14 protein-coding genes are annotated in these 16736 nt (G+C 71.6%); 6 read left to right on the top strand and 8 right to left on the bottom strand.

Features of this window, described 5'->3' with window-relative positions; genetic code table 11:
- Window positions 1–37 precede the first annotated feature (37 nt).
- The 4 genes from ACWCPY_RS18970 to ACWCPY_RS18955 all read right to left on the bottom strand — a co-directional run bounded on the left by ACWCPY_RS18970 (window position 38) and on the right by ACWCPY_RS18955 (window position 3815).
- A complete protein-coding gene (locus ACWCPY_RS18970) occupies window positions 38–865 on the bottom strand; it encodes a L,D-transpeptidase family protein (RefSeq protein ID WP_451266310.1) in 828 nt (275 codons plus the stop codon).
- Window positions 866–1120: 255 nt separating this feature from the next.
- On the bottom strand, window positions 1121–1612 hold the full coding sequence (locus tag ACWCPY_RS18965) for a GerMN domain-containing protein (protein WP_451266308.1): 492 nt from the start codon (window positions 1610–1612) through the stop codon (window positions 1121–1123).
- Window positions 1612–3123 (bottom strand): ATP-binding protein, encoded by a 1512-nt coding sequence (locus ACWCPY_RS18960; RefSeq protein WP_451266306.1) that lies wholly within the window; start codon window positions 3121–3123, stop codon window positions 1612–1614. Before ACWCPY_RS18960 ends, ACWCPY_RS18965 begins: the two co-directional genes overlap by 1 nt.
- Window positions 3120–3815, bottom strand: a complete 696-nt coding sequence (locus ACWCPY_RS18955) for a response regulator (RefSeq protein ID WP_451266304.1) — start codon at window positions 3813–3815, stop codon at window positions 3120–3122. Before ACWCPY_RS18955 ends, ACWCPY_RS18960 begins: the two co-directional genes overlap by 4 nt.
- Window positions 3816–3949: 134 nt before the next feature.
- On the opposite strand from ACWCPY_RS18955, the gene ACWCPY_RS18950 reads away from it, so the two are divergent.
- The 4 genes from ACWCPY_RS18950 to ACWCPY_RS18935 are packed head-to-tail and all read left to right on the top strand — an operon-like array spanning window position 3950 to window position 7594.
- On the top strand, window positions 3950–4612 hold the full coding sequence (locus tag ACWCPY_RS18950) for a hypothetical protein (RefSeq protein ID WP_451266302.1): 663 nt from the start codon (window positions 3950–3952) through the stop codon (window positions 4610–4612).
- Entirely contained in the window at window positions 4609–5688 is a 1080-nt protein-coding gene (locus ACWCPY_RS18945) for a peptidoglycan-binding protein (RefSeq protein ID WP_451266300.1), read from the top strand. The genes ACWCPY_RS18950 and ACWCPY_RS18945 overlap by 4 nt, the downstream gene beginning before the upstream one ends.
- Window positions 5685–6404 (top strand): ABC transporter ATP-binding protein, encoded by a 720-nt coding sequence (locus ACWCPY_RS18940; RefSeq protein WP_451266298.1) that lies wholly within the window; start codon window positions 5685–5687, stop codon window positions 6402–6404. The genes ACWCPY_RS18945 and ACWCPY_RS18940 overlap by 4 nt, the downstream gene beginning before the upstream one ends.
- A complete protein-coding gene (locus tag ACWCPY_RS18935; protein ID WP_451266296.1) occupies window positions 6401–7594 on the top strand; it encodes an ABC transporter permease in 1194 nt (397 codons plus the stop codon). The genes ACWCPY_RS18940 and ACWCPY_RS18935 overlap by 4 nt, the downstream gene beginning before the upstream one ends.
- Window positions 7595–7702: 108 nt before the next feature.
- On the opposite strand, the gene aspS is transcribed toward ACWCPY_RS18935, so the two are convergent.
- The gene (gene aspS / locus ACWCPY_RS18930) at window positions 7703–9520 is read right to left on the bottom strand and encodes an aspartate--tRNA ligase (RefSeq protein ID WP_451266294.1); all 1818 of its coding nucleotides are present in this window, start codon (window positions 9518–9520) and stop codon (window positions 7703–7705) included.
- 162 nt (window positions 9521–9682) lie between these two features.
- On the opposite strand from aspS, the gene ACWCPY_RS18925 reads away from it, so the two are divergent.
- Entirely contained in the window at window positions 9683–11842 is a 2160-nt protein-coding gene (locus ACWCPY_RS18925; RefSeq protein ID WP_451266292.1) for an ATP-binding SpoIIE family protein phosphatase, read from the top strand.
- Window positions 11843–11850: 8 nt separating this feature from the next.
- Here ACWCPY_RS18925 and ACWCPY_RS18920 read toward each other — a convergent pair whose 3' ends face one another.
- The 3 genes from ACWCPY_RS18920 to ACWCPY_RS18910 form a co-directional block, all read right to left on the bottom strand.
- Window positions 11851–12936, bottom strand: coding sequence for an AI-2E family transporter (locus tag ACWCPY_RS18920; protein WP_451266290.1), 1086 nt, complete (start codon window positions 12934–12936; stop codon window positions 11851–11853).
- Between the two features lie 81 nt (window positions 12937–13017).
- On the bottom strand, window positions 13018–13974 hold the full coding sequence (locus tag ACWCPY_RS18915; protein ID WP_362441114.1) for a pirin family protein: 957 nt from the start codon (window positions 13972–13974) through the stop codon (window positions 13018–13020).
- A 142-nt stretch (window positions 13975–14116) separates the two neighbouring features.
- Complete coding sequence (locus tag ACWCPY_RS18910; RefSeq protein WP_148836880.1) at window positions 14117–14557, bottom strand: SseB family protein; 441 nt, start codon at window positions 14555–14557, stop codon at window positions 14117–14119.
- A gap of 171 nt (window positions 14558–14728) precedes the next feature.
- Between ACWCPY_RS18910 and ACWCPY_RS18905 the strand changes: the two genes are divergently transcribed.
- Window positions 14729–16555 carry an acyl-CoA dehydrogenase gene (locus tag ACWCPY_RS18905; protein WP_451266288.1) on the top strand — a complete coding sequence of 609 codons (1827 nt, stop codon included), beginning with the start codon at window positions 14729–14731 and terminating at the stop codon, window positions 16553–16555.
- The last annotated feature ends 181 nt before the right edge of the window (window positions 16556–16736 follow it).

Raw genomic sequence — 16736 nt, 5'->3', positions numbered from 1 at the left:
TCCAGCGTACGGGCCCGCCTCCCGGCCCGTATCCCGTTCACCGCTCCAGTGCCTCCGCGTCGCCCATCACCACGACCGGGTTCTTCGCCGGGTCGAGGGTGCTCAGGAGTTCCCGCATCCGGTCCAGGGGGAGTGAGATGCAGCCCTGGGTCGGGCCGCCGTGGTCGACGTGGATCCAGATGCCGCCGCCGCGTTCCTGGCCGAGCGGGCGTTCGTGGTCGAGGGGGGTGACCCCGGGGGTCCGGTTGTAGTCGATGGCGACGACATAGTCGAAGGACCCTTCGAGCGGCTCCCCGTCGAAGCCCTCGCCGCTCACCACGAACGCCGGGTTCCGGTCATAGGGGAAGGCCGTCTCGGGGGGCTCGAACAGCCCGCCCGCGTAGGACAGCCCGTAGACCCCGACCGGGGAGCGGAGGTCGCCCTCCCAGTGCTCGTCGGTCCAGCCGTTCAGCGCGTTGTGGGCCGGCCAGCGGCTCGTGACGGGCAGCCAGCCCAGGGCCGGGTTGTCGCGGGCGTAGAGGACCGCGGTGGACCGGCTGGAGTCGTAGCCGTCGCCGGTGACGACGAAGACCTGTTTGGAGGAGGCCGGGATCTCGGCCCGGGTCCTCGGCCCGAGCGCGGGGATCTCGCGCGGCCGGACGACCGGCGCCTGCGGCGCCGGGGCGGCCGGTCTCCGTGCCCGTTCGGCGGGCGGGCCCGCGACACCGGCGGTGGCCGTGGCGCCCGCCCGGGCGGCGGGGTCCTTGTGGGCGGCGTTCCCGGAGGTTTCGCCGCACCCGGTGAGCAGCAGCAGCGCGGCGGCACAGGCACCGACAGGGAGGGCGTACGGGGGACGCCGGGGGGCCGACGGGCGGGAAACGGACACAGGAACTCCTCAGCGGTGGTGGGGTGACGGCAGCACGGGCGAGCTCCCCGTCACGCCTCTTGCCGCCGACCCCAGTTAACGCCGCGTCGCGCGAGCGCGAATCCGTACGGGGGCCATACGGCTGTACCGGCCTCCGGACACGCGCGCCGAAGCGGCCCGGAACCGTCTCGTGCATGTAGGTTCCGGGCCCTCCCGCTCCGCGGGGAACGAGGTTCTGAGTACCGGTCAGGAACCGGTGCCGGTGCCGGTGACCGCTCACCCGTCGAGGAACTCCGCGCACCGGTAGGGGCCCATCGCGGGTCCCTCGGACGGGCGCAGGGTGACCTCGACGTCGTCGGTCCTGACCTTCGGTTCGAGTACGGACTGGGCGCGCGCCAGGGTGCACACCAGCTGACCGGTGGCCTGGTCGCGTCCCGACTCCCCGTAGAGGCCCTCCAGCCGCACCGTGACCCGGGTGCCCGAGCCGGTCGCCGAGTAGCCGCCGAGGTGGACGAGGGAGGTGAGCCCGCCCTGATCGGCGGGCGGCGTCCTCGCGCCGAGCAGCTTCACCACGTCGTTGAGGTCGTCGACCTCCTGGTCGATCAGCGGTACCGCGCGCAGCCCGCCGGCCGACGCGTAGTACAGCCGCATGCCGCGCGTCAGCCCGGACGCGGGCTCGCCCGCGCCTATCACCCCGGTCGGCTGGACCCCGCAGCCCGCGAGGGCGGCGCCCAGTACGGCGACCGCGATGCCCTGTCGGCGCTTCATCACTCCGTGTCCTCTCCCGTACGTCGCAGGGGCAGCCGCAGGGTGAACACCGCGCCGCGATCCGGCCCGTCCGCCGCGTCGATCGTGCCGCCGTGCAGGCGGGCGTTCTCCCACGCGATCGCCATGCCCAGGCCGCTGCCCTGTCCGCTGTCGTCGGCCGCGCCGCGCGTGCGGGCCGTGTCCGCCTTGTAGAACCGGTCGAAGACCCGCTCCCCCGCCTCCGGCGGCAGCCCCGGGCCGTGGTCGGCGACGGACAGCACCACCCGTTCGCCGTCCGCGGCCGGGGCCGTCGTGAGGGTCACGGTGACCGGCGGGGCGCCGTGCCGCAGCGCGTTGCCCACCAGGTTCGCGACGATCACGTCGATCCGGCGCCGGTCGACCACCGCCCGTACCCCCTCGTCGAGCTCTGTCCGGACCCGGTCGGTCCAGCCGCGCAGCGCCAGGGACGCCCGTACGGTGTCGGCGAGATCGGTCTCCGCCGCGTTCAGCCGGGCCGCCCCGGCGTCGAAGCGGGAGATCTCCATCAGGTCCTCGACCAGCCGGGACAGCCGGGCCGTCTCCGCGCCGACGGTACGGGCCGCCCGCGCCGCGTCCGGCGGCAGCTGGTCGGCGTCCTCCTCCAGCACCGTCGCGACCATCGTCATCGCGGCGAGGGGCGTGCGCAGTTCGTGCGACACGTCCGCCACGAAGCGGCGCGCCTTCGCCTCCTGCTCGCGCAGATCCGCGTCGGACTCCTGGAGCGCGTCGGCGGTCTCGTTGAACGTCCGCGCCAGGTCGGCGAGTTCGTCGTGCCCGGTGACGGCGACCCGGCTGCCGAGGTCCCCGGCCGCCAGCTCGCGGGTGGCCCGGCCCAGCTTCCGTACCGGCCGCAGGACCGTCCCCGCGGCCAGCAGCGCGAGGACGGCGGCCAGCAGCACCACCGGCACGATGCCCGTCCGTACGGAGTCCAGCAGCGCGGCCGTGTCGTCGCGCTCGGCCCGCAGGTCGGAGATCGCGTAGACCTCCAGCCCGGAGGCGCTGCGGTCCCCGTCGGCGTACGTCACGGGCATGCCGACGACCAGATAGGGCTCGCCCCGCCACCGCACCCGCTGGAACTCGGCGTCGCCGCCGGTCATGACGGCGGTGCGCAGCTCGACGGTGATCCGGGACGTGGTGTCGGCGAACGAGTCGGAGACGGCGGACAGGTCCTGGTAGCGGGCGACCACGATGTTCCCGCCGATGCCCTCGGACACCTTCGCCGCGAACCGGGACAGCGAGCGCTGGTCGGGCGGCAGGTCGAAGTCGGCGGCCACCGCGCCGACCCGCTCCCGGAGGTCGTTCACGGCCGCGTTCTGGGTGCGCTGGAGGACGGCGGTGCGGGCGTCCCGGTAGGCGAGGGCGGTCGCGGTCACCGCGCTGATGAGGGCGACGACGACGAAGGTGACGACGAGCCGGGTGCGCAGCCCGCCGACGAGGCGCAGCGAGCGTCTCCTCGGGGCGGCGGGGCGCCCGGCGCGATCCGTACGGTTCACAGCGGCCCGAAGCGGTAGCCGAAGCCCCGCACCGTCTGGACGTAGCGGGGCTTGGACGGTATGTCCTCCAGCTTGGCGCGCAGCCGGCCGACTGCCGCGTCCACCAGCCGGGAGTCGCCCAGGAAGGTGTGGTCCCAGACGGATTCCAGGAGCTGTTCGCGGCTGAAGACCTGGCAGGGGGAGGCCGAGAGCTCCAGCAGCAGCCGCAGCTCGGTGGGCGGCAGCGGAATCGGGGTGCCGTGCTTGGTGACGGTCAGCCCGGCACGGTCGATCACCAGCCCGGCGAGGTCGGCGCCGGCCCCCTGCGCCGCCGCGGACGGTTCCGCGCGCCGCAGCGCGGCCCGGATGCGGGCCTCCAGGACGGGGGCGGTGACGGGCTTGACGACGTAGTCGTCGGCGCCCGCCTCCAGGCCGGTCACGATGTCCTGGTCGTCGCCGCGCGCGGTCAGCATGATGACCGGCAGGGTCGCCGAGCGGGCACGGATGCGGCGGCACACCTCGAAGCCGTCCATGCCGGGCAGCATCAGGTCCAGCACGGCCAGCTCGACCCGGGCACCCCGCTCCCCGGCCAGCAGGGCGAGGGCCTGCTCGCCGGTGGCGGCGGTGTCCACGCCGTACCCGTGCCGGCGCAGCACGAGCTCCATCCCGTCCCGTACGGACGCGTCGTCCTCGATGAGCAACACATGCGGCATGGGGCCGATTATGGGCATGTCCGGACCGTTCCCGTCGGCTGTGCACGGGGGCGGACGCGCAGGCGGGGGCATTGTTACGTTCCCATCATGCGGCCATGGACGGGCCATCATCTGTGGCGGCGAGCGTGCGGCGCATGACCTTCCTCAGGACGAAACACCGCACGAACCGACCCACCACCGGGCTGCGCATGGCCGCCCTCGTGGCCCTGCCCGTGCTCGCCCTCTCCGTCGGCTGCGGCGGCGGGGACGACGGCACGGGCGGCACGAAGAAGGACGACGCGATCGCCGACGTGCCGCGGACACCGACGGCCGGCGCCACGAAGGACGCGAGCGAACCGAGCGCCCCGCCCGCGGCCAAGAGCGCCTTCTACGACGCCCAGATGAAGTACGTCCAGTGCATGCGCGTCAAGGGCGGCTACAAGGACTTCCCCGACCCCACGCTCAGCGGCTACCTCGACTGGGACAAGGTCAACGAGATCGGCTCCCAGCCGGGCCGCAACGAGGGCATCAAGGGCGGCCGGAACGGTGCCTGCGTGGCCGAGCTGCAGGCGGCCATGTCGGCCGAGCCCGAGCGCGACGAGCAGAAGGCCTACGAGTCGATGCTCGCGCACGCCAAGTGCATGCGGGACAACGGCGTCTCCCGGTTCACCAACCCGACCATGAGCGGCGGCAACGCCCAGCCGGGCGGCGACCCGAACCCGGCGTCCCCGGTCATCGACTCGAACTCGCCGACGTACAAGAAGGCCCGCGAGGCGTGCAGGTCGAAGCTGCTCGACGGTCTGGACGGCATGCAGTGAAGCACCGCGCCGCACTCCTCGCGCTCGGCGCGGTGACCGTCGCCGCCGCCGTCGCCGGGGGCGTCCTGTTCCTCGGCGGCGACGGCGACGCGGGCGCCTCGGGCAAGGGCGGCGACCTGCCGCCCGCCACCGCGGCCGTCGTACGCACCGACCTCGTGCAGTCCAGGACGGTCGACGGCAGGCTCGACTTCGCGCAGCGCCGCGCCGTCAAGTCCGCCGTCGAGGGCACCGTCACGGTCGCCGCTCCCGAAGGGAAGACGCTGACCATGGGGCAGGCGCTGTACGAGCTGAACGACAAGCCCGTCACCCTCCTCTACGGGCCGGTCCCGATGTTCCGCGAGATGAAGCCCGGCGACCGGGGCAGCGACGTGCTGCAGCTGGAGCGCAATCTGCGCGACCTGGGGTACGGATCGCGGCTCTACGTCGACGTCCGGTACGACGAGGACACCGCGGCCGCCGTGAAGCAGTGGCAGAAGTCCCTCAACCGCGAGCCCACCGGCAGGGTCGGCAAGGGCGACGTCGTCTTCCAGCCCGGCCCGGTCAAGGTGGTCTCCGCCGACGCTGCGCTCGCCGACCAGGTCGGCCCGGACGGGCCGGTCCTGACGGTCGCCTCCACCAGACCCGTCGTACGGGCACAGCTCGACCAGAGCGACGGCGCGCTCACCTCACGGGGCACCAAGGTCGAGGTCACCCTGCCGAGCGGGAAGAGCGTCGCCGGGCACGTCGCCGGGACGGTGCGCCCCGAGGCGTCCGCCGCCGGGGGCGAGGCGGCCGCCCAGGACGGCATCACCGTCGAGGTCGTCCTGGACGGCGGGGCGGGCGCCGCTTCCGGCGAGGACACCCGGGCACCGGCGAGCGTGAAGTTCGTCAGCGAGGCGCGCAAGGGGGTCCTCGCGGTCCCCGTCGAGGCGGTCGTCGCGCTGCGCGGCGAGGACGGCGGCTACGGCCTCCAGGTCGTCGAGGGCGCCACGTCGAGGATGGTGCGGGTGGAGACGGGCATGACCGCCGACGGGCAGATCGAGGTCTCCGGACCGGATGTGCGCGAGGGCCTGAAGGTCGGAGTGGCGAAGTCATGACCACGGCCCCGGTCATCGAACTGCGGGACGCCGGCAAGTCGTACCCCGGCGGCGTCCACGCCCTGCGCTCGGTGAGCCTCACCGTCGAGGAGGGCGAACTCCTCGCCGTCGTCGGCCCGTCCGGCTCCGGAAAGTCCACGATGCTCAACATCATGGGCACCCTCGACAGGCCCACCACCGGCACCGTCCGGATCGCCGGCTACGACGTGTCCGAGCTCTCCGACTCCCGGCTCTCCGCACTGCGCGCCCGCCACATCGGCTTCGTCTTCCAGCACTTCCACCTGGCGGCCGGGCGCGACGCGGTGGACAACGTCGCCGACGGACTGCTGTACGCGGGCGTCCCGCCCAGGGAACGGCGTGCCCGTGCGCGGGAGGCGCTCGCCGGGGTGCGGCTGGAGCACCGCGGTTCGCACACGCCGAACGAGCTGTCCGGCGGCGAGAAGCAGCGCGTGGCCATCGCCCGCGCCCTGGTGGGCAGGCCCCGGCTGCTGCTGGCCGACGAGCCGACCGGGGCACTGGACACCACGTCCGGCGGGATCGTCATGGAGCTGCTGCACGAGCTGAACGCGGCCGGCACCACCGTCTGCGTGATCACCCACGACAACGAGATCGCGGACTCGCTGCCGCGCCGGGTCCGCTTCAGGGACGGCGAGATCGTCTCGGACACGCGCTCCGGCGCGCCCCTCGGCCCACGGACGCAGAAGGCCGGTTCATGAAGAACGATCTCAGGCCCGCCCGCCTCTCCCCCCGCGACGTCCTGCGCGTCGGCTCGGTCGGCCTGCGCGCGCGGCGTGCGCGTGTGGTGCTCTCGGCGCTCGGCATCGCCATCGGCATCGCGACCGTGGTCGCGGTCGTCGGGCTGTCCGAGTCGAGCCGCGCGGACCTGATGGCCCGTCTCGACCGCCTCGGCACCAATCTGCTCACCGCCGAGGCGGGCAAGGACGCCATGGGGAACGAGATCAAGCTGCCCAGGAACGCGGTCGCGATGGTCGAGCGCATCGGCCCGGTACGGCACGCCACGGCCAGCGCCGACATCGACGCCCGCATCCGGCGCAGCGACGTGGTCCCCGAGGAGCGCACCGCGGGCGTCACCGCCCAGGCGGTCCGCGCCGACCTGCTCTCCGCGCTCGGCGGCGAGGTCGACAGGGGCACCTGGCTGACCCCGGCCGGCGAACGGCTTCCGACGACGGTGCTCGGCGCGGTGGCCGCACAGCGCCTCGGCGTCACCCGCACCGGCGAGACGATCATGATGAACAACACCCGCGTGGCCGTCGTCGGCATCCTCCGACCGCTCGAACTGGTCCCCAACCTGGACCGGGTGGCCATGGTCGGATTCCCCGCCGCCGAACGCTACTTCGGCTTCGACGGCCACCCCACCACCGTCTTCGAGCGCTCCACGGACGCCTCGGTGGCGGACGTACGGGCGATCCTGGCCCGCACCATCAGCCCCGGCGACGAGATGGGCATCAAGGTCTCCCGGCCCTCGGACGCGCTGGCCGCCAAGGCCGCCACCGACGAGGGCCTGACGACCCTGATGCTCGGCCTGGGCGCGGTGGCCCTCCTGGTCGGCGGGGTGGGCGTCGCCAACACCATGGTCATCTCCGTTTTGGAGCGCCGCCAGGAGATCGGCCTGCGCCGCTCGCTGGGCGCGACCCGGGGAGCGATCCGGCTCCAGTTCCTGACCGAGTCGCTGCTGCTGTCGGCGCTGGGCGGGGCGACGGGCGCGCTGCTGGGCGCGGCGACGACGTACGGATTCGCGTGGTTCCAGGGGTGGACGGCGGTGGTCCCGCCCTGGTCCCTGGCGGGCGGGCTGGCCGCCACGCTCCTGATCGGCGTGGTCGCGGGCCTCTACCCGGCGATCCGCGCCTCCCGTCTCCATCCGACGGTGGCCCTGAACGCGACGTGAGAGGGCCCGGACATGAAACATCCCCCGGCCGAGGTCGGCCGGGGGATGTTTCACGTGGAACCGGGGCGGAACCGGTGACGCTCCGGCCGCCCCGAAGGCCGGTCGGTCCTACTTCGCGCCGGTGTCCCTCGCCACGGAGTCCCTGGCGTCCGCCTTCTCCTTCGCCGTCGCCACCGGCTTGCGGAGCTGGATGTTCAGCTCGCGCAGACGGGTCTCGTCCAGCTCCGTCGGGGCGCCCATCATCAGGTCCTGGGCATTGCCGTTGAGCGGGAAGGCGATGGTCTCGCGGATGTTGGGCTCGTCGGCCAGCAGCATCACGATGCGGTCGACTCCCGGGGCGATGCCGCCGTGCGGCGGGGCGCCGAGGCGGAAGGCGCGGAGCATGCCCGCGAACTCGTGCTCGACGGTCTCGCGGTCGTAACCGGCGATCTCGAAGGCCTTGAGCATCAGCTCGGGCTCGTGGTTGCGGATGGCGCCGGAGGACAGCTCGATGCCGTTGCAGACGATGTCGTACTGCCAGGCGAGGATGTCCAGCGGGTCCTTCTCCTCCAGGTCCTTCAGGCCGCCCTGGGGCATCGAGAAGGGGTTGTGGGAGAAGTCGATCTTTCCGGTGTCCTCGTCCTTCTCGTACATCGGGAAGTCGACGACCCAGCAGAACCGGAAGACGCCCTCCTCGAAGTGGCCGGCGCGCTTGGCGGCCTCGACACGGACGGCGGACATGATCTTGGAGACCTCGTCGAACTCGCCCGCGCCGAAGAAGACGGCGTGGCCGGGGACGAGGGCGAGACGCTCGGTGAGGGTCTTGACGTCCGCCTCGGTGAGGAACTTGGCGATCGGACCCGCCAGGGTGCCGTCCTCGCCGACGCGGACCCAGGCCAGGCCCTTGGCGCCGTGCTGGACGGCGTAGTCACCGAGGCCGTCGAAGAACTTCCGGGACTGACCGGCGGTGTCCGGGACCGGGAGGGCGCGGACGTGCTTGCCGGCGAACGCCTTGAACTCCGAGTCAGCGAAGACGTCGGAGATGTCAACCAGTTCCAGCTTGGCGCGCAGGTCGGGCTTGTCGTTGCCGTACTTCAGCATCGACTCGCGGAACGGGATGCGCGGGAACGGCGAGGTGACGTGGCGGCCGTTGCCGAACTCCTCGAAGAGCTCGGTCATCAGCTTCTCGATCGGCCGGAAGACGTCCTCCTGCTCGACGAACGACATCTCGACGTCGAGCTGGTAGAACTCGCCGGGCGAACGGTCCGCGCGGGCGTCCTCGTCGCGGAAGCACGGCGCGATCTGGAAGTAGCGGTCGAAACCGGAGATCATCAGCAGCTGCTTGAACTGCTGCGGGGCCTGCGGCAGGGCGTAGAACTTGCCCGGGTTCAGACGGGACGGGACGACGAAGTCACGGGCGCCCTCGGGGGAGGTCGCGGTGAGGATCGGGGTCGCCATCTCGTTGAAGCCGAGGGCCACCATCTTGGCGCGGATGGCGGCGATGACCGCCGAGCGCAGCATGATGTTGCGGTGCATGCGCTCGCGGCGCAGGTCGAGGAAGCGGTACTCCAGGCGCCGCTCCTCGTTGACCCCGTCCTCGGCGTTGATCGTGAAGGGCAGCGGGGCGGCCTCGCCCAGCACCTCGACCTCGGTGACCTCGATCTCGATCTCGCCGGTCGGGAGCTCCGGGTTCACGTTGTCGGCGCCGCGCGCGGAGACCTTGCCGTCGATCCGTACGACGGTCTCCTTGGTGAGCTTCGCCAGCGCCTCGTTGCCGGGGGTGCCCGGGCGGGCGACGAGCTGCACCAGACCGTAGTGGTCGCGCAGATCGATGAAGAGGATGCCGCCCAGGTCTCGGCGATTGTGCAGCCAGCCGCTCAGCCGGACGTCGGTGCCGACGTCAGAGGCGCGGAGCTCGCCGCAGGTGTGGGACCTGTACCGATGCATCGTCGTTCATCCAGTCTTCGCGGTTCGGGGTGGATTCAGCCTCCCCAGGCTACCGCCCGCACCCGCACCGAATCATTGACATTGACATTTCAAGATCATCCGGGGGCCGGTGAGGCCACCCCTCGGTGGCGTCCACGGAGCAGATCTTCTTAAAGTAGGGCAATGCGCACCGAGGACGTCCTGGCCGCGACCGCGACCGGTCTGTGGCGCTGGGACAACACAGCCGGGACCGTCACGCTCGACGCGGAGGCGGCCCGGCTGCTGGAGCTGCCCGCCGCGGCCGGTGTCTTCCGCGAGTCCGCGGTGCGTTCCCGTTTCCACCCCGTCGACTGGAACGAGATCTACGGGGTGGTGAACCTCGCACGCGCCGAGGGCACCCTCGCCGAGGCCCGGCTGCGGATCGTGGACGGGAGCGGCCGGGTGCTGCGCATCGTGCGCAGCCGTTCCAAGCCGCTCCCGGCCGACGCGGCGGACCGCGCGAACTACATACTGGTCGGCACCCTCCAGGAGGTCGCCGAGCCGCAGCCCGGCACCACCGGGGCGCACACCCCCATCACCGGGGACTGGCGCCGCTCCCGCGAGGCCTTCCTGCTGGACGCGGGCCGGGCGCTGGCCGAGGCCAGGTCGACCACGGAGGTGCTGCGGGTCGCCGCCTCGCTCTCCATGCCGGGCTTCTCGCCGGACGGCCTGGCGGTCTTCGGCGTCTCGGGCGAGCGGCTGACGGTCATCGGGCACCACGGGCACAGCGTGGGCGACGAGGACCCGTTCACCGACATGCCGCTGGAGACCGACTACCCGGCCGCCGAGGTGGTGCGGACGGGGCGGGCGATCTATCTGCCGTCGCCCGACGACTACAGCCGCCGCTACCCGGTCACCTGGCCGCTCGCCAGCGGTTTCGGGCGCGAGTCCTGGGCCTTCCTGCCGCTGATCGTCGCGGGGCACACCATGGGCGCCTGGATGGCGGGCTTCAAGCACCCGGTGTCGTTCTCACCGGACGAGCGGTCCGTACTGACGACCGTGGCGCGGATGCTCGCGCAGGCACTGACCCGGGCCGGGGTCGCCGAGACCGAACGGGAACTGTCGCTGGGGCTCCAGCGCTCGATGATGCCGACGCTCGGCCCCGACATCCCCGGGATGACGGTCGCCGCCCGCTACATCCCGACCGGCGGCGGACTCCAGGTCGGCGGCGACTGGTACGACATGATCCCGCTCCCCAACGGCCGCATCGCCCTGATCATCGGCGACGTCCAGGGCCACGACGTGCGGGCCGCCGGGCTGATGGGACAGCTGCGGATCGCCCTGCGCGCGTACGCCTCCGAGGGGCACCGCCCGGACGCGGTGCTCTCGCGCGCCTCGCGCTTCCTCTCCGGGCTGACGGACGCGTACGAGGACGGGGAGGCGACCGGACCGCGCTTCGCCACCTGCCTGTACGCGGAAGTCGACCCGGAGAGCGGCACTCTGGACATCGCACGGGCCGGCCACCCCGACCCCGTGGTGACCACCGCCGACGGGACCGCGATGATCCGCCAGACCGAGGGCGGACTGCCGCTCGGCGTCGAGGAGGACGCCGACTATCCGACGAGCCGGCTCACCCTGGAACCCGGAGAAACGATCATGCTCTGCACGGACGGGCTGATCGAGACCGGCGGCCACGACATGTTCTCCGGCTGGGACCGGCTGCGGCCCGTCCTGGAACAGCACACCACCGACCTGGAGAAGCTCGCCGACGCCCTCGTCCAGGCCGTGCACGGGCCGACGTCGCACTACACGACCGGGCCACTGGCGGACCGCCGGGAGGACGACATCGCACTGCTCCTGCTCCGGTGCGACGGAGGGACCGGTCGCCGGCCGGCGACCAGGCGCATCGCGCTGACCATCGCGCAGGCCCAGCCGGAACGGATCGCCTCGGCCCGGCAGCAGCTGCGGGACCTGCTGCACGACTGGGCGGATCCGGAGCAGGTCGACGCGGCGGTGCTGATGATCTCCGAGATGGCCACCAACGTCCTCGTCCACACGGACGGGGACGCGCTGATGCTCGCCCAGGCGACGGGGGAGCAGGGCGAGCGGCTGCTGCGCGTGGAGGTGTCGGACGGCAGCGACGAGCTGCCGCACAAGCGCCGCCCCGGGGAGATGGCCTCCAGCGGCCGGGGCCTGGTGCTGATGGAGATGCTCGCCGACGCGTGGGGAGTGGATCCGCGGGGCGCGGGCAAGTCGATCTGGTTCGAGCTGAACGAGTCGGGGACGAAGGGGCCGGAGGAGTCCGAGGGGGCGCGGGGGCCGGAGCGGGCCGAGGCCGGAACGGAAGGCGTCCCCGCGGCCTGAACCGGCCCTCAGGCCCCGGACGCGGCGCCCGGCGGCTCGTCCCCGGACGGCGGCCCCGGGCGGTCGCCGCGCAGTTCGCCGAGCACACCGAAGGCCGCCGCGCAGAGCGGGACCGCGAGCAGCATGCCCAGCAGCCCGGCCACACTGGCGCCCGCCGTGATCGCGATCATGATCATGGCGGGGTGCATCTGCACCGTTCGGCTCTGGATCAGCGGCTGCAGCACATGGCCCTCCAGCACCTGCACGGCGAGCACCACCCCCAGCGCCCAGAGCGCGATCACGAACCCCCGGTCGGCGAGCGCGACCAGCACCGCGACGGCGCCCGAGATGAAGGCCCCGAGGTACGGGATGTAGGCGCCGACGAAGACCAGCGCACCCAGCCCCACCGCACCGGGAACGCGCAGGATCAGCAGCCCGACGGTGATGCAGACGGCGTCGATCAGCGCGATGAACGTGGTGCCCCGCATGAAGCCCTCGACGGCCTCGAAGGCCCGCCGCCCCATGGCCTCGACCAGCTCCCCGGTCCCGCGCGGGGCGATCGAGTGGGCGAGCTGCGCGGCCCGGTCGGAGTCGCGCAGGAAGAAGAAGGTCAGCAGCAGGGCGAGGACGCTGGTGGCGATGAGCGAGCCGATCAGGCTGAGCCCGGAGAGCAGCCCGCCCGCGGCGCTCGCGCCGAACTTCTCGACGAGCTTCTGGGCGTTGGCCACCAGATCGTCCACGCTGGTGTTCTTGCCGATCCCGAAGTGGTCGACGATCCACTGCGCGGTGTCCTTCAGCGACCGGACGATCTGGTCGCCGGTGTCGACGAGCGCGGTGACGACGATGTACCCGGCGCCGCCGACCACCGCGACGAGCAGCACACAGGTGAGCCCCGCGGCGAGCGAGCGCTTCAGCCCGCGGGCGGTCAGCCGGCGGTGGACGGGACCGAGCAGCGCCGTACCGAGCAGCGCGAGCAGCACGGGAGTGACCGCCGTCTTGAAGACGATGCACAGCCAGACGGCGACCGCGGCGACCCCGGTGACGAGGAGGACCACGCAGCACCAGGCGGCGGCACGGCGCGCGCCGTCGGGCAGGAGGGGCTTGTCGGTCTGCACCCTCCCACCCGATCACGGCGCGGGAGCCGTGTCCCGCTTGCGCGGCCGTACGGGTGACGATCCGTCACCCGACGGCGGCGGTCACATCCCGTGGACGGCGGGCACGGTGCCGAGGCGGCCGGCCTGGAAGTCCTCGAAGGCCTGCTTCAGTTCGGCCTGGCTGTTCATCACGAACGGCCCGTAGTGCGCCATCGGCTCGCGGATCGGGCGGCCGCCGAGCAGCACGACCTCCAGGTCCGGGGCGTTGCCGTCCTGCTTCTCGTCCGCACGGACGGTCAGCGCGGAACCGGCGCCGAAGACCGCGGTCTGCCCCATGTGGACGGGGCGGCGCTCCGCGCCGACGGTGCCGCGGCCGGCCAGCACGTACGCGAGTCCGTTGAAGTCCTCGCGCCACGGCAGGGTCACCTCGGCGCCGGGGCGCACGGTGGCGTGGATCATCGTGATCGGGGTGTGGGTGATGCCGGGGCCCTCGTGCCCGTCGAGCTCACCGGCGATGACGCGGAGCAGCGCGCCGCCGTCCGGGGAGGCGAGGAGCTGGACCTGGCCGCCGCGGATGTCCTGGTAGCGGGGGTCCATCATCTTGTCGGCCTTGGGCAGGTTCACCCAGAGCTGGAGGCCGTGGAAGAGGCCTCCCGACATCACGAGGGACTCCGGCGGGGCCTCGATGTGCAGGAGGCCGGAACCGGCGGTCATCCACTGGGTGTCGCCGTTCCTAATGGTGCCGCCGCCACCGTTGGAGTCCTGGTGGACGAAGGTTCCGTCGATCAGGTACGTGACCGTCTCGAAGCCGCGGTGCGGGTGCCAGGGGGTGCCCTTCGGCTCACCGGCCGCGTACTCCACCTCGCCCATCTGGTCCATCATGATGAACGGGTCGAGGTACTTGTAGTTGATCCCGGCGAACGCGCGGCGAACCGGGAAGCCCTCGCCCTCGAATCCGCTCGGCGCCGTGGTGACGGCGAGCACGGGACGGTCCGCTGCGTCGCCCTTGGCGGCGACCTTGGGCAGGGTCAGCGGGTTTTCGACAGTCACTGCGGGCATGGGAGCCACCTCCGGGATCGTTCTGCCTTCAATTTAGTTGAATGGTGAACATCCTGCAAGGGGCCATCCATTCCCTCAGCCGTCCGGAGCAACAGAAGGGGCCCGCACCGAGCGGTGCGGGCCCCTTGCGAAGGATCGGATCTCAGCCGTACATACGGCGCATCGCGAAGTCGACCATCTGCTCCACGGCCTTCGCATCGAAGACCATGCGGTGCTCGCCCTCCATGTCGAGGACGAAGCCGTAGCCGGTCGGCAGCAGGTCGATCACCTCGGCCCCGGTGATCACGAAGTACTTGGACTCCTTGCCCGCGTACCGCCGCAGCTCCTTGAGCGTGGTGAACATCGGGATCACCGGCTGCTGGGTGTTGTGCAGCGCCAGGAACCCGGGGTTGTCGCCGCGCGGGCAGTAGACCTTCGACGTCGCGAAGATCTGCTGGAAGTCCTCGGCGGACAGCGAGCCGGTGGTGAAGGCCCGTACCGCGTCACCCAGGGACGGCGGCGAGGGTTCGGGATACAGCGGCTGCTCGCCGTAGCCGCCACCCATCTGCTGCTGTGCACCCGGGTTCTGGTCGTAGCCGTACATAGCGCAAAGAGTAATCGGACACATCGGGGCCTTGAGGGGTTGCGCCTTATTACTGACGGGTAGCATCATCGTGGAGGTCAGCTGATATACGCACCGCCAGCTCGTCGCCCGCCCGGCCCACACCCCGTCCCGGGGCACTGCGCGCCACTGCTATTGATTACGGAGCCTTCCATGGGGCACTACAAGTCGAATCTCCGCGACATCGAGTTCAACCTCTTCGAGGTCCTCGGGCGCGACAAGACGTACGGCACCGGCCCGTTCGCCGAGATGGACGTCGAGACGGCGAAGAGCATCCTCGACGAGGTCAACCGCCTCGCGGAGAACGAGCTGGCCGACTCCTTCGCGGACGCCGACCGCAACCCGCCGGTCTTCGACCCGGAGACCAACACCGCGCCGGTCCCGGCGGCCTTCAAGAAGTCGTACCAGGCGTTCATGGACTCCGAGTACTGGCGCCTGGGCCTGCCCGAGGAGATCGGCGGCACCACCTCGCCGCGCTCCCTGATCTGGAGCTACGCGGAGCTGCTGCTCGGCTCGAACCCGGCCGTGTGGATGTACTCCTCCGGCCCGGCGTTCGCCGGCATCCTCTTCGAGGAGGGCAACGAGGCGCAGAAGAAGATCGCCGAGATCGCCGTCGAGAAGCAGTGGGGCTCGACGATGGTGCTGACCGAGCCGGACGCCGGTTCCGACGTCGGCGCGGGCCGCACGAAGGCCGTCGAGCAGGAGGACGGCTCCTGGCACATCGAGGGTGTGAAGCGCTTCATCACCTCGGGCGAGCACGACATGTCCGAGAACATCATCCACTACGTGCTGGCCCGCCCCGAGGGCGCCGGCCCCGGCACGAAGGGCCTCTCGCTCTTCATGGTCCCGAAGTTCCACTTCGACTGGACCACCGGCGAGCTGGGCGAGCGCAACGGCGTGTACGCGACGAACGTCGAGCACAAGATGGGCCTCAAGGCCTCCAACACCTGCGAGATGACCTTCGGCGACCAGCACCCCGCCAAGGGCTGGCTGATCGGCGACAGGCACGACGGCATCCGCCAGATGTTCCGCATCATCGAGTTCGCCCGCATGATGGTCGGCACGAAGGCCATCGCCACCCTGTCGACCGGCTACCTGAACGCGCTGGAGTACGCCAAGGAGCGTGTCCAGGGCACCGACCTGTCGCAGTTCATGGACAAGACCGCCCCCAAGGTCACCATCACGCACCACCCCGACGTGCGCCGCTCCCTCATGACGCAGAAGGCGTACGCGGAGGGCATGCGCTCCCTGGTGCTGTACACCGCCACCGTCCAGGACGCGATCCAGGAGAAGGAGGCCGCGGGCGAGGACGCGAAGGCGCTGCACGGCCTCAACGACCTGCTGCTCCCGATCGTCAAGGGCTACGGCTCCGAGAAGTCCTACGAGCAGCTGGCGCAGTCGCTCCAGACCTTCGGTGGCTCCGGGTACCTCCAGGAGTACCCGATCGAGCAGTACATCCGTGACGCCAAGATCGACACGCTGTACGAGGGCACCACGGCGATCCAGGGCCAGGACTTCTTCTTCCGGAAGATCGTCCGCGACCAGGGCGCCTCGCTGAACGCCCTCTCCGAGGAGATCAAGAAGTTCCTCTCCGGCGCCCAGGGCAACGAGGAGCTGGCCGGCGCGCTGGACTCGCTCGCCAAGGCGGCCGTGGACCTGGAGGCGATCGTCGGCACGATGATCACCGACCTCACCGCGACCGGCGAGGACGTCAAGAACATCTACAAGGTCGGCCTCAACACCACCCGCCTGCTGATGGCCTCCGGCGATGTCGTCGTCGGCTACCTGCTCCTCAAGGGTGCGGCCGTCGCGGCGGAGAAGCTGCGAGACGCCTCCGCGAAGGACGTCGCCTTCTACCAGGGCAAGATCGCCGCCGCGAAGTTCTTCGCCGCGAACGTCCTGCCGGGCGTCTCGACCGAGCGCGCGCTCGCCGAGTCCGTCGACAACTCGCTGATGGAGCTGGACGAGGCCGCGTTCTAGGCCCCCGTTCGAGATCACCGGCACGCACCGCCACCCGGACACGCTTTCGGGTGGCGGTGCTGTCGTATCAGCCGGGCGGTACGCCGGGGCCGGCATCCGGAACCTCCGGCTCGTCGAGATGTCCGCGAGCGGCCGGGGCGGCGGCCCCGCTCGTGGGCTGCGCGGACGGGGGCGAGAAGGC

The sequence above is a fragment of the Streptomyces sp. NPDC002403 genome (assembly GCF_053593015.1).
The sequence above is the reverse complement of the archived record's forward strand: the minus strand, read 5'-3'. Positions and strand labels throughout refer to the sequence as shown.

Bases quoted from the DNA above. Each gene is read 5' to 3' on its own strand.
- ACWCPY_RS18950 (WP_451266302.1), top strand. From the start codon at position 3,950: ATGACCTTCCTCAGGACGAAACACCGCACGAACCGACCCACCACCGGG.
- ACWCPY_RS18955 (WP_451266304.1), bottom strand. From the start codon at position 3,815: ATGCCGCATGTGTTGCTCATCGAGGACGACGCGTCCGTACGGGACGGG.
- aspS (WP_451266294.1), bottom strand. From the start codon at position 9,520: ATGCATCGGTACAGGTCCCACACCTGCGGCGAGCTCCGCGCCTCTGAC.
- ACWCPY_RS18935 (WP_451266296.1), top strand. From the start codon at position 6,401: ATGAAGAACGATCTCAGGCCCGCCCGCCTCTCCCCCCGCGACGTCCTG.
- ACWCPY_RS18965 (WP_451266308.1), bottom strand. From the start codon at position 1,612: ATGAAGCGCCGACAGGGCATCGCGGTCGCCGTACTGGGCGCCGCCCTC.
- ACWCPY_RS18905 (WP_451266288.1), top strand. From the start codon at position 14,729: ATGGGGCACTACAAGTCGAATCTCCGCGACATCGAGTTCAACCTCTTC.
- ACWCPY_RS18915 (WP_362441114.1), bottom strand. From the start codon at position 13,974: ATGCCCGCAGTGACTGTCGAAAACCCGCTGACCCTGCCCAAGGTCGCC.
- ACWCPY_RS18910 (WP_148836880.1), bottom strand. From the start codon at position 14,557: ATGTACGGCTACGACCAGAACCCGGGTGCACAGCAGCAGATGGGTGGC.
- ACWCPY_RS18925 (WP_451266292.1), top strand. From the start codon at position 9,683: ATGCGCACCGAGGACGTCCTGGCCGCGACCGCGACCGGTCTGTGGCGC.
- ACWCPY_RS18940 (WP_451266298.1), top strand. From the start codon at position 5,685: ATGACCACGGCCCCGGTCATCGAACTGCGGGACGCCGGCAAGTCGTAC.